Genomic DNA, 13,628 nt, shown 5'->3' on the forward strand with positions numbered 1-13,628 from the left:
ATGCGCGAGTATTACTTTTTACTAAACTTGACGTATAAGCAATGTATGGATTATTACGATGGTAAATATACATCAGTACAAGTAACTGAGGATGGCGGAAAAACAGTACGTTTTGCCGCCCATCATTTACGACCTTTTATTTCATCTTTGGGAGTTAGAGGGCGGTTTCGGTTACTCCTTACAGCTGAAAATCAATTTATTAGGCTAGAACGAGTAAGCTAATAAATTTAAAATAATTCCACATTTATATTATCTTTTTGTTAATTAAATTTGTCCTATTGTTAATTTACGTGTATAAATTATCTGGTAGGACGTCTTACCATTACGTAAACGCCAACTAAATTGTAAATTAATGGTTGTTTCAACGCGTTCTATTTGTAATTTTTATGTTTCGGTTCTATCGTTACTACTACACTAAAAACAACAACTTGATCACAAAATGACCCGCGACAGGGGGAAACACACAATGATAAGAAGATCGCTTTTTGTTAAAAACAAAATAGTTTTAGGCCTAGCAGCTGCTACGTTAGGTTTATCCACTGGCGTAGCTCAAGCCGCTAACTTTGATGTTGGTGGCTTTGACGTTACGTTCGATTCAAACTTTTCTTATGGACAAAGCATACGTATAGAAGACCGTGACTTTGCGCTGATTGGTAAAAGTAATAGCCCTGCACTTGATTGGAGTGGTTATAACCCTTCAATTAACAACATTGTTTATTCTTCACAAGATGTGTGGGCACAACCCGGTGCTTATTCTAATAATGGTGATGCAGGAGATTTAAACTTTGATAGCGGTGAATCATTTTCTAAATTACTCAAAGGCACACATGACCTATCTATAAGCAAAGACAATTTTGGCTTATTTACTCGTTTTATGTATTTTTATGATTTTGAATTAATGGATGGCGACCGCGCCTATGTTAATCCAACATCAGGTGGTGGCGTCGATCCATGTGATGACGACGACACTAAAGAGCAAGTGTGTGCTGATCTGCGTTTACTTGATGCCTATGTTTGGGCCAATTTTGATTTGAATGATGGTAATAACCCGCTTTCAATCCGCCTTGGTCAGCAAGTGGTTAACTGGGGGGAAAGTACTTTAATCTCTCATGGTATTAACGTTAACCCTGTTGATATAGATCGTTTAAAAGCGCCTGGTGCGGAACTTAAAGAAGCGTTTATCCCGGTAGGGATGTTATGGGCGTCTTTAGGCATAACTGAAAATTTAAACCTTGAAGCGTTTTATCAATATGAATGGCATGAAACACGCTTGCCTGCCGCTGGTAGTTATTTTTCAACTAATGACTTTGCTTCTGAAAATGGTTATCAGCAGAATATCCAATTAGGTTTTACTTCAAACCCTGATATTGATTTGGAGTTCTTAACAAATAGTTTAAACAGCTTAGATGATATTGTTCGTTCACAAGGTGTCGATCCAACCAGTGAGCAAGGTAAAGCAATGATGAGCCAGATGTATCTAGCTTATCCGACTAAAGTTGCCTTGAAAGGCAAAGGTGGTGCCGGTAAAACTGATCCTAAAGATGGTGGTCAGTATGGCTTACGCCTAGGTATGTTTTTACCTGAACTAAATGATACTGAAGTTGCGCTTTATCATATTAATTATCACAGTCGTCGCCCTTTAATTTCTGGTAAGGTATCTGATTTCTCTACAGCTGCTGTTGGCCAAGATATCGCGACTATTTTGTCGGGCGAAATCACAGAAGATAACATTACCCAGTTAAATGCTTTCACCCAAGGTGTTTTAGAATACCCCGAAGATATCAAATTATATGGGCTTAGTTTTAATACATCATTAGGTGAAACTGCTTTTGCTGGTGAATTTGCGTTTCGCCAAGATGAACCATTGCAAATTGATGACGTGGAGTTATTGTACGCAGGTATGCCTGAACAGTTAGCTGTGGCAGGCTTACGGCCTGACTTTGAGCGTATATCACAAGTGCCAGGTAATGCACAAACCACTCAATCTGATGGAACCGTGGTAACTAGTGCTGTTGCACCAGGGCAAGTTGCTGCAGGTTATATTTTAAGAAACACAGCACAGCTTCAATTTACAGCAACACACTTATTTGGCCCATCGCTTGGTGCTGATAGTTGGGCTGTTGTGGGTGAAGTAGGTGGTGTTAGAATTAATGATATGCCAGAGTACGATGAATTGCGTTTAAATGTTTCTGGTACTGGGCGTAGTGGTGTAATTACGGGGCCAGGTACTGATGATTATTCTACCTTGCATTTAGGCTTATCAAATGGCCCAGAAACGAACCCATTCCCGACTGCATCTGCTTGGGGTTATCGTTTAATTGCAAAGGGTGATTATTATAACTTCTTTAAAGGGGTTAACTTCTCACCTCGCTTTGTGTTTTCACATGATGTAAATGGTATTACACCTGATCCGATGTTTTTATTTATAGAAGATCGTAAGTCTTTAGGTGTTACTGCTAACTTCAACTATCAAAATGCATGGTCGTTTGACTTTAGCTACAACTCGTTTTGGGGTGGTGGCGAAACAAATACTTTCTCTGACCGTGATTACGTTTCTTTCAATATTAAATATTCAATTTAAGGGTATCATTATGATAAAAAAACCTACCCTCATCGCATTAGCTGTTTGTGGTTTACTTTCGACTACGGCAGTTGTTGCAAAAATGTCTGCAGAAGAAGTTGCCCGTTTAGGTAAAGACTTAACGCCTGTTGGCGCCGAAAAAGCCGGAAATGCCGATGGTTCAATTCCAGCTTGGACGGGGGGCATAACTAAGGCACCAGCTGGTTATACACCAGGTATGCATCACCCTGACCCGTATGCAGATGACAAAGTACTTTTTACAATAGATAAATCAAATGTCGATAAGTACAAAGAAAATTTAAGTCCTGGGCAAGTTGCTTTGTTTGAAGCCTACCCAGATACATTTAAAATGAATATCTACAAAACTCACCGTAGCGCGTCTAACCCACAATTTGTGTATGATGCAACGAAGCAATATGCGCCAACTGCGGAGTTAATTGAAGGCGGTAATGGTATAAAAAATACTGCAATTGGTATTCCTTTTCCCATTCCAAAAGATGGTTTAGAGGCTATTTGGAACCACTTATTACGTTATCGTGGTTTGTCGATTGAACGTTTTGGTGGTCAAGCAGCCCCAACCGCATCGGGCTCTTATAATATGGTTGGTTTTGATGAGCAGCTACTGGTTAAGTACTCTGATCCAAAAGCAACGCCGGCCGAGCTACAAGAGTCTAATATTCTGTTTAAGTTTAAACAAAAAGTGACGCAACCTGCGCGCCTTGCCGGTACTGCACTGTTAGTGCATGAAACCATGGACCAAATATTAACTCCTCGCCAAGCTTGGACTTATAATACTGGCCAACGTCGTGTTCGTCGTGCGCCAAATGTTGCTTATGACGCACCGGGTACAGCAGCTGATAGCTTACGTACTACCGATGATTTTGATATGTTTAATGGCTCACCTAATCGTTACTCGTGGACGCTTAAAGGTAAAAAAGAGCTTTATATTCCTTACAACAGCTATAAATTACACAGTGATAAGCTAGAGTATGATGATATTTTAATGGCCGGTCACATTAACCCTGAGCATGTGCGTTATGAAAAACACCGTGTTTGGGTGGTAGAAGCAGATTTAAAAGAAGACACTCGTCACATCTATAAAAAGCGTGTTTTTTATATTGATGAAGACAGCTGGCAAATTCATGTAACTGATATTTATGATAATCGTGACCAAATGTATCGTGTGGCTATGGCGCATGGTCTTAACTATTATGATGCATTAACAAACTGGAGTACGCTTGACGTATACCATGATTTGAACTCTCGCCGTTATCTAGCAATTGGTTTGGATAACCAAGAAAAAATGTACGATTTTTCTAAATCGTTTAATGATAATGAATTTACGTCTAACGCGTTACGTCGCGCAGGTCGTTAAAATTTAACTGGCACCTAATAAATTAGGTGCCTTTTTCAAGCCGCGTTTGTCTTTCTGACACGCTCTGGTTTTTCCATTTGCATGTCTTTTTCAAACACACTCTCCTCAAGGCGATTTTAAACTATGAAGTATTTGCTTTATGCAGGGTTAAGTACCTTAGCAAGTCTTACTTTTGTACTGTCGGCAGCAGAGCCACTGCCTGCAATAAGCGCAACAAAAGCTGATAAAACACTGTTAACTGACATTGAATTTAATGGTGACAAACTTGTTGCAGTCGGCAAGCATGGTACGGTTATTACAAGTACTGATACTAAAACGTGGCATCAAGCTACAGTGCCAACACAAGTTTTACTTACCGCAGTCAATTTTATTGACTCGCAACAAGGTTGGGCATGCGGTCATGATGCCACCATTATTAACACCACCGATGGTGGGGAACAATGGCAACTTCAACACGTCAAAGAGTCGCTTGATAAACCATGCCTAGACATATTATTTAATACTAAGCAGCACGGCTTTGCGGTTGGTGCTTATGGTATGTTTTATGAAACTTTTGACGGTGGCTTAAATTGGAACAAACGATTTTTAGATAGCCTGCTTTTTGCCGAGGATCGTGATTATCTCAATGACCTAAAAGAAACAGACCCACAAGGGTATGAGGCGGAAACGGCTTCTATTCTCCCCCATTTTAATCGAATTTTTAAAGCAGACAATAAATTAATGCTGGTGGGTGAAATGGGTTTATTAGCACACAGTGTAGATAACGGTAAAACTTGGCAACGAGATGAAGAAATTTACCCAGGGTCTTTTTTTGCATACGGACAAAACACGCAAGGTGAAGAGCTTGTTGCTGGTTTAAGAGGTAACATTTTTACTCGTACCGGACAAACTCATTGGCAGCATATTAGCAATGATAAAACCGCGACAATAAACAGTATTTTGGATACTGGCAAAAATGGCTGGTTGCTATTAGCAAATAGTGGGGTCATTTTTCACTATAAAGATGGCTCGCTTAATTTAGAACAATTACCAGATGGTAAATCAATACTTGATGCTGTTTTATTCAAAAAACAACTCGTTATGGCATCAGAAAATGGCATTAAAGTGAAGGAGATGACTCCATAATGCAGGGTTTATTAGACTTTTTAGAAAAGGCAGTATTTCGTCATCGTCTCATGATGATTATTGCTTTTGTTGTGATCAGCTGTGTACTGGCATTTAAGGCAACACAGATTCAGCTTGATGCATCATTTAACAAAAATATTCCGCTAAATCATGATTACATGAAAGTGTATTTAAAACATGAAAAGCAGTTCGGTGGTGCCAACAGTATTTTAATATCGGTGTGTGATGACAGTGGTAACATTTTTAATCCTGAGTTTTTTACTCAATTAAAAGCTGTACACGATCAATTATATTTCATTCCTGGCGTTAACCGTCCGTTGGTTAACTCAATATTCTCTCCAAGTGCTCGGTTTGTTGAAGTTGTTGAAGATGGTTTTGCCGGTGGGCCAATCATTCCCGCTAATTTTAAAGCTGACAAACAAGGCTTAGGTGTTGTAAAAGAAAACATCGAAAAAGCAAAAGTTGTTGGCCGAATGATAGCGTCTGACTACTCGTGTGCCATGGTAAGTGCGCAACTTTTAGAAACTGATCCGCAAACACAAGAAAAGCTCGATACATTGGCATTTGCACAAAAACTAGAAACGCAAATTCGTGAACCATTGAGCACAGATAAAGTCAGTATTCATATTATCGGTTTTGCAAAAATGGCGGGTGATATAGCTGAGGGCGCAAAAGGGGTTGTGCTGTTTTTTGCTATTGCAATTGCCTTTACTTTCATTATGGTTTGGTTGTTTTGTGGCAGCTTAAAACTGACTATATTGCCTATTGCTTGCTCAATAATTGCTGTTGTGTGGCAATTAGGCTTGCTCTCAAGCTTAGGATTTGGTCTAGACCCTATGTCAATCTTAGTGCCATTCTTAGTCTTTGCTATTGGTGTAAGCCATGGTGTGCAGATGATAAATGCCATAGGTAAGAAAGTTGCAGAGGGCCGTAGTACACGAATTTGTTGCCAATCAAGCTTTAGGGCGTTATTGGTACCAGGTGGTATTGCTTTGCTTTCCGATACGGTAGGGTTTTTAACGTTACTCACTATAGATATTGGCATTATCCGTGAGCTTGCGATTACTGCTAGTTTAGGCGTTGCTGTTATTATTTTTACAAATTTGATTTTACTCCCTGTTTGGGCGTCTTACATGCGCTTTGAGAACACAGTAAAAATTAAAGCGGGCAATACAGCAAAACCAAATGTATTAGATGCTCTGCGTGAGTTGTTAGTAAAAGCGACGGATCCTAAAATTGCAAAAGTTATCATCGCTTTAACCTTGGTGCTGTTTGCGGTTGGTTATTGGCAAGCAGACAAAATGCGCATTGGGGATTTGCATGCTGGTGCGCCGTCGTTACATCAGGATGCTCGTTACAACCAAGATACCTTTTTAATATCGGACAAATACACGATTTCCTCGGATATATTAAAAGTTATTGTTGAGGCGTACCCAGCAGCTTGTACTGAGCATGATGTAATGGAACGTATTAGTCGATTCCAATATAAGGTTGAGAACTTAAGTGGCGTTCAATCTGCGGTCAGTTTAAGTTCGGTAGCACAATCAGTAAATGCCGGGTATAACGAGGGCAATTTAAAATGGCAAACTTTACCGCGTAATACCGCAAGCTTAGTTCAAGCTAGCGCGCGGGTTGAAACAAGCACGGGTTTATTAAATGGTGATTGCTCAGTTATGCCGGTTATTATCTTTTTAGATGATCACAAAGCTGAAACGATTGATAACGTAATAGCCCGTGTTAAACAATTTGCTGCTGAAGAGAAAACAGATAAATTGCAGTTTAAATTAGCCTCTGGCCCAGTAGGGGTGATGGCAGCAACAAATGAATCGGTTTCAGCTGCCCAACTGCCAATGATGATTTATGTTTATGGTGCGGTCATCATATTATGTTTGATCAGCTTCAAGAGCGTCAAAGCAACAATTGCAGTTGTTTTACCTTTGTATGTTGTATCGACACTAGCGCAAGCGTTAATGGTGCAATTACAAATAGGGTTAACGGTATCAACATTACCTGTTATCGCGTTAGGTGTGGGTATCGGGGTTGATTACGGGATTTATATCTTGTCATCAATGATGGGGCAATTAAAGCAAGGTGTCGCGTTACCTATTGCTTATCGCAATGCATTAGCCGAGCGTGGTAGTGCTGTTTTATTCACCGGCATAACGTTAGCGATTGGTGTGAGCACATGGATTTTCTCTGATTTGAAGTTCCAAGTCGATATGGGTATCTTACTAACTTTCATGTTCTTGGTGAATATGTTGGGTGCAGTGTTGTTATTACCCGCTATTGGCAGTCTACTGTGGACTGACCAGAAAAAATAATGTGAATAGTTTTGCTCCTAAATGGCCAGTAATGGCCATTTATATCTATAATTTGTGAATAGATGACCAAATAGCTGAAATGCTTAAAATGTTTTCATCGAAAGGGCTGTTTATTAGTTGTAAAAGGGTTAGAATTTAGCTGACTCCACACAATATAAATTGCTGTACAAATTTCCCCTCTATTTTAGAAGGGTATAGATTTAAGGAACATGTAATGACACAAAATGAAGGGCAAGCCTCGGTTATCCTAGATAATGTCTGCAAGCTAATCCAGAAAAAAGTTCACGCTGATAATGTGTTACTCGTTGAGAAATTTGCCAAATCCTTGTACAGCAATATGTCTAGAGAAGATTTGGCACATCGCAACGATAGTGACTTATATGGCGCTGCACTTAGCCTATGGAACTCGCTAGAAAAAAATAACTCTGATGATGCGGTGATCCGTGTTTTCAATCCTGAAGTAGCAAAAGATGGTTGGCAATCGTCTCACACGATTGTTGAAATCATTGCTAAAGACATGCCATTTTTGGTTGATTCTGTGCGTATGGCCATGAATCGAGCAAATATCGCGTCTCACTTACTTTTACACTCTCCATTAAAAGTAAAACGTGATAAAAATGGTAAAATATCTGCTATCTCCAGTTTAAAAGCCGATCAAGAATCAACGTCTACTAAAACTGTTTTCTTTATTGAAATTGATCGTCAAACGGATTCGTCAGTGATTGACTCATTTAAGCAAGAGCTTGAATCGGTCATGGTTGATGTATCAACTGCTGTGGAAGATTGGCAGCCAATCCGCGAAAAGCTAATTGCAGTAAGTAAAGAGCTAGCAAAGCGTAAAAATGTTGAAAACAAAGTTGAAGTTGAAGAAACCGTCGAGTTTTTAGATTGGTTAGTGAAAGATAATTTCACTTTAATGGGTTACCGCCAATACGACTTAGAACCTGTACAAGGCGACTATAAACTGCAAGGCAAAATGGATACTAGCCTGGGCTTAATGAAAAACACCACTGATGAGCATGCGCGTTTATTATCAGAGCTGCCTGAGGCCGCTCGTCTTGAGGCGCGTAGCAGCAATCAGCTTATCTTAACAAAAACTAATTCGATATCTCGTGTACATCGTCCTGCCTATATTGATTATGTGGGTGTTAAACGCTTTGATGACGCCGGCAATGTGATTGGAGAAGACCGCTTTATCGGTTTATTTTCTTCAAGTTTTTATAATAACAGTGCAGTTGATGTGCCCGTACTAAAAAGCAAAATAAATCGCATTATGGATATGTGTGATTTTGCTAAAGGTACTCACGCATACAAAGCAGTATTAAATATTTTAGAGACCTATCCACGTGATGAATTAGTCCAGGCTCGCGAGCACGAATTGTTAGAAGTTGCAATGGGCGTATTACAAGTGCAAGAGCGTGATATGTGTCGGTTATTTGTGCGTAAAGATGCATACGGGCGTTTTTTCTCGTGCATGGTTTATGTACCACGTGAGCGTTATAACACAGCACTACGACGTGAGACACAATCAATATTAGCTAACGCATTTAATTCTGACGATAAAGTCGAATTTACTACTTTCTTCTCTGAGTCTACATTAGCACGAACTCATTACACTGTGCGTGTGACTAACAACAATATCGAATATAAAGTGAAAGACATCGAAAACAATTTAATTGAAGCGGCCCGTACTTGGGAAGATAAACTACAAGCAGCATTATTAGAATCTGCAGGCGAAGCTCGTGGCAATGATCTAAATCGTAAATACTGCAGCGGTTTTGCACGTGCCTATAAAGATGAAGTATTACCCAGTGCTGCGGTCGTCGATATCGAAAAGCTTGAATTATTAAACGACGAAAACAAGTTAGAAATGCTGTTTTATCGTCCTCAAGAAGAAGCTAATAGTAACATTGTACGTTTAAGCTTATTCCATAAAGATGAACCTATCCATTTATCAGATGTCATGCCAATGCTTGAAAACTTTGGCCTTCGTGTAATTGGTGAAACACCTTATTCAGTTAAAACCAGTGATGGTCGTATAAACTGGATCATGGATTTCTCAATGTTACTTGATAGTCAAGGTGTTGCAGATTTTGATAAAGTTTCTGCGCGTTTTCGTGCAGCATTAACAAATGTTTGGGGTAATCGTTTAGAAAATGATGGCTTTAATCGCTTAGTGCTAATGGGTGGTTTAACAGGTCGTGAAGCGTCTATTTTACGTGCATACGCTAAATACATGCGCCAAATTGGTGTTACTTTCTCGCAAACTTATATTGAAAGTACATTTGCAAATTACCCGCATATTGCTACGCAGATTGTAAATCTATTCGCTAAAAAGTTTTCTGTTAAAAGTCCTGCGAGTGAAAAAACACTCGAGAAGCTTGCTGCGCAAATTTACCTTGAACTTGAGAATGTCGCTAACCTAGATGATGACCGTATTATACGTTTATATGTTGATATGATTATTGCCACGTTACGTACTAACTATTTCCAAAAAGATGAGACTGGTCAGTTTAAATCCTATGTTTCGTTTAAAGTGAAACCTAGCTTGATCCCAGATATGCCATTACCATTACCGGCATTCGAAATCTTTGTTTACTCACCGCGCGTGGAAGGTGTTCATTTGCGAGGTGGTAAAGTTGCTCGTGGTGGCTTACGCTGGTCAGACCGTCGTGAAGATTTCCGTACTGAAGTACTTGGTTTGGTTAAAGCGCAACAAGTTAAAAATACAGTGATTGTACCTGTTGGTTCTAAAGGCGGTTTTGTTTGTAAGCAATTGCCGAGCGAGCGTGAGGCATTCTTCAAAGAAGGCCAAGAATGCTACAAAATCTTCATCCGTGGTTTATTAGATATCACAGATAACATCATTCAAGGTGAAATTGTGCCGCCGGTTGATGTAACTCGTCATGATGAAGATGATGCATATTTAGTGGTTGCTGCTGATAAAGGCACAGCAACTTTCTCTGACATTGCAAACGGCATTGCGAATGAATATAACTTCTGGCTGGGTGATGCGTTTGCATCAGGCGGTTCAGTAGGTTATGACCATAAAAAAATGGGTATTACAGCCCGTGGTGCTTGGGAGTCGGTTAAACGTCATTTCCGCGAAATGGATGTTGATTGCCAAACAACCGATTTTACAGTGGTTGCCATTGGTGATATGGCGGGGGATGTATTTGGTAATGGTATGCTGTTATCTAAGCATATCCGCTTGCAAGTGGCATTTAACCATATGCACATTTTTGTGGATCCTACGCCAGATGCAGCTGCTACTTACCCAGAACGAGAGCGTTTATTTAACTTACCACGTTCATCATGGGAAGACTTTAATAAAGATTTAATCTCTGCCGGTGGTGGTGTATTCTCTCGAGCAGCTAAATCAATTAGCCTAAGCCCTGAAATGAAAAAAATGTTGGGCACTAAAAAAGCCAGCATGACACCGAATGAGTTGATCAAAGCATCACTAATGATGGAATTTGATTTACTTTGGAATGGTGGTATCGGTACTTACATTAAGAGTAGCAAAGAAAGTGATGCAGATGTAGGCGATCGCGCCAATGATGCACTGCGCATTAATGGTGGTGAATTAGGTGCTAAAGTATTGGGTGAAGGCGGTAACTTAGGCGCGACCCAATTAGGGCGTATTGAGTTTGCAGCTAAAGGTGGTCGTGTTAATACTGACTTTATTGATAACGTTGGCGGTGTTGCTTGCTCAGATAACGAAGTTAATATTAAAATTTTACTGAATGGTTTAGTAACGGCGGGTGATTTAACACGTAAACAACGTGATGAATTACTTTACTCTATGACCGATGAGGTGTCTGAATTAGTATTAGAAGATTGTTATCGCCAAACACATACGCTGTCGATTACTCAATCTAAAGGTTCTTCAACTCTTAAAGAGAAAGTACGCTTTATTCATGCCCTTGAAAAAGATGGCAAACTTAATCGTGCTATTGAATTCATTCCGACAGACGAAGAACTTGCTGAGCGCGCGGCCGCTGGAAAAGACTTAACCCGTCCAGAGTTATCAGTGTTAGTGTCATATTCTAAAATGGTGCTAAAAGAATCGCTAGTAACAGAAGAGATCACTGAAAACCCGTATTATCGTCAACTCTTAGTTAACTCTTTCCCAGCTCCACTGCGAGAGAAGTTTAATGACGCAATGGATAATCACCCACTTCGTAAAGAGATCATTGCCACTAAATTAGCCAACAATATTGTTAACGATATGGGCTTGAATTTCATGGTGCGCATGCAAGAAGAAACAGGTGCAAACGAAGCTGAAATTGCCTTGTGTTATTCTGTTGCGAATGAAATTTTCCAAATGAGTGATACATGGGATGCAATTGTAGCGCTTGATAATAAGATCCCTGCGGCGGTGCAAACAGAAATGTTATACCAACTTCGCCGTACTGTTCGCCGTGCTACACGTTGGTTCTTACGTCATCGTAATAAAGCGTTAAATATTGAACAAACCATTGCCTTCTTTGCACCTACATTTAGCGATTTAAGCGAAAATTTAAATAGCTATATGGTAGAAAAAGAAAGCGAGCGTTTAGTTCAATCTGCAGAAAAATTAACCCAAAGTGGCGTACCTGCTGATTTAGCAACACGTATTGTTGCACTATCAAGCTTGTTCTCTGTGATGGATTTAGCAGAGGTAGCGAATAATTCTGGACGCAATATTGATATGGTGTCTAACACTTACTTCAAGCTAGGTGCGCGTATGGGATTACATTGGTTCTTAGACCAAATAACCAACCAGCCTGTGGCAAATCATTGGCAAGCCCTTGCTCGTGCATCGTACCGTGAAGAGCTTGATTGGCAACAACGTACACTTGCTGAAGTGGTACTTAATGGCTTTGAAGGTGATGACAAAGACGTTGATAGTCAAATTGATCATTGGATGGACAGTCAAGATTTATTACTTAAACGTTGGGAGCAAATGTTAGCTGAGTTTAAAACTTCGCAAAGTCATGATTTTGCCAAGTTCTCAGTCGCATTGCGTGAACTTATGTTACTTAGCCATAATTGTGATACACCGGCAAAATAACTTACGCGTTTTCTAACGTGATAATAATGAGTTAATAGCTTACAATACCCCAGCCTAGTCTGGGGTATTTTTTTATATAGAGGATTTTTTAATGTTTTATGATCTTGCTCGCCGTTTTATGTTCACCCGTGATGCGGAATGGGCCCACGAGTTTGCATTACATAATTTACGCCGCTTTACTAATACACCATTTAGTGCAGCGTGGTCGCAATCAGTGGCTGATCACCCAGTTGATTTTTTGGGTTTAACGTTTAAAAATCCTGTAGGCTTAGCAGCAGGACTTGATAAAAATGCAGAGTGTATTGATGCATTTGCGCAAATGGGTTTTGGTTTTATTGAAGTAGGTACTGTTACACCTCGCCCGCAAGCGGGTAACGATAAACCACGTATTTTTCGTTTACCTGAATCAAACGCAATTATTAACCGTATGGGTTTTAATAATAAAGGCGTTGATAACTTGGTGAACAATGTTAAAGCCGCTAAATACGATGGAATTTTGGGGATCAATATTGGTAAAAATAAAAATACCCCAAATGAGCAAGGTAAAGACGACTATATTCACTGTATGCGTAAAGTTTTTGAACATGCCTCATACATTACGGTAAATATTTCTTCACCGAATACCCCAGGGCTACGTGATTTACAATATGGTGAGGCACTTGATGACTTATTACAAAGTCTTAAAAACGAGCAGCTTGATTTAATTTCGAAACATAATAAGCAAGTACCTATGTTAGTTAAGATTGCACCGGATCTGGATGAGGTGCAAATTGGTCAAGTTAGTGAGTCTTTGATCAATAATAAGATCGATGGTGTGATTGCCACAAATACAACTCTTGAGCGTACAGCAGTGCAAGGACAACAATACGCTAATGAGGCTGGAGGTCTGTCTGGCCAGCCAGTACGTGAACGCTCAACCCACGTGGTTAAAGAGCTTAAGCGTCTTACACAAGGGAAACTGCCTATTATTGGGGTAGGTGGGATTGACGATGCTGCCAGTGCAAAGGAGAAATTTAGCAGCGGGGCTGATCTGGTACAGGTATACACAGGATTTATATATAAAGGCCCACAATTGGTAAAAACGATCCTCTCAGGCTTATAAGGATCAATTATCTAAGCTTTTGATCGTTCAATAAATGTTCTAATAAAATATTTATTAAATGGTCAAAA

7 protein-coding genes are annotated in these 13,628 nt (G+C 39.8%); all 7 read left to right on the plus strand.

The genetic code is table 11. From position 1 onward, the window contains the following. The 7 genes from AAEU30_RS19655 to pyrD all read left to right on the plus strand — a co-directional run bounded on the left by AAEU30_RS19655 (window position 1) and on the right by pyrD (window position 13,560). A complete protein-coding gene (locus AAEU30_RS19655) occupies window positions 1-222 on the plus strand; it encodes a DUF2835 family protein (protein ID WP_087532280.1) in 222 nt (73 codons plus the stop codon). A gap of 244 nt (window positions 223-466) precedes the next feature. Next, window positions 467-2,581, plus strand: a complete 2,115-nt coding sequence (locus AAEU30_RS19660; protein WP_421962014.1) for a DUF1302 domain-containing protein — start codon at window positions 467-469, stop codon at window positions 2,579-2,581. 10 nt (window positions 2,582-2,591) lie between these two features. Next, the gene (locus AAEU30_RS19665; RefSeq protein WP_421962015.1) at window positions 2,592-3,956 is read left to right on the plus strand and encodes a DUF1329 domain-containing protein; all 1,365 of its coding nucleotides are present in this window, start codon (window positions 2,592-2,594) and stop codon (window positions 3,954-3,956) included. A 123-nt stretch (window positions 3,957-4,079) separates the two neighbouring features. Continuing rightward, window positions 4,080-5,081, plus strand: a complete 1,002-nt coding sequence (locus AAEU30_RS19670; protein ID WP_421962016.1) for a YCF48-related protein — start codon at window positions 4,080-4,082, stop codon at window positions 5,079-5,081. After that, window positions 5,081-7,402, plus strand: a complete 2,322-nt coding sequence (locus tag AAEU30_RS19675) for an efflux RND transporter permease subunit (RefSeq protein WP_421962017.1) — start codon at window positions 5,081-5,083, stop codon at window positions 7,400-7,402. The genes AAEU30_RS19670 and AAEU30_RS19675 overlap by 1 nt, the downstream gene beginning before the upstream one ends. A gap of 214 nt (window positions 7,403-7,616) precedes the next feature. Then, on the plus strand, window positions 7,617-12,458 hold the full coding sequence (locus AAEU30_RS19680; protein WP_421962018.1) for an NAD-glutamate dehydrogenase: 4,842 nt from the start codon (window positions 7,617-7,619) through the stop codon (window positions 12,456-12,458). Between the two features lie 91 nt (window positions 12,459-12,549). Continuing rightward, entirely contained in the window at window positions 12,550-13,560 is a 1,011-nt protein-coding gene (pyrD, locus tag AAEU30_RS19685) for a quinone-dependent dihydroorotate dehydrogenase (protein WP_421962019.1), read from the plus strand. Window positions 13,561-13,628 lie beyond the last annotated feature (68 nt).

Source organism: Pseudoalteromonas mucoides (assembly GCF_049257175.1).
In the GTDB taxonomy this organism is placed as follows: domain Bacteria; phylum Pseudomonadota; class Gammaproteobacteria; order Enterobacterales; family Alteromonadaceae; genus Pseudoalteromonas.

Bases quoted from the DNA above. Each gene is read 5' to 3' on its own strand.
- AAEU30_RS19655 (WP_087532280.1), top strand. From the start codon at position 1: ATGCGCGAGTATTACTTTTTACTAAACTTGACGTATAAGCAATGTATG.
- AAEU30_RS19660 (WP_421962014.1), top strand. From the start codon at position 467: ATGATAAGAAGATCGCTTTTTGTTAAAAACAAAATAGTTTTAGGCCTA.
- AAEU30_RS19665 (WP_421962015.1), top strand. From the start codon at position 2,592: ATGATAAAAAAACCTACCCTCATCGCATTAGCTGTTTGTGGTTTACTT.
- AAEU30_RS19670 (WP_421962016.1), top strand. From the start codon at position 4,080: ATGAAGTATTTGCTTTATGCAGGGTTAAGTACCTTAGCAAGTCTTACT.
- AAEU30_RS19675 (WP_421962017.1), top strand. From the start codon at position 5,081: ATGCAGGGTTTATTAGACTTTTTAGAAAAGGCAGTATTTCGTCATCGT.
- AAEU30_RS19680 (WP_421962018.1), top strand. From the start codon at position 7,617: ATGACACAAAATGAAGGGCAAGCCTCGGTTATCCTAGATAATGTCTGC.
- pyrD (WP_421962019.1), top strand. From the start codon at position 12,550: ATGTTTTATGATCTTGCTCGCCGTTTTATGTTCACCCGTGATGCGGAA.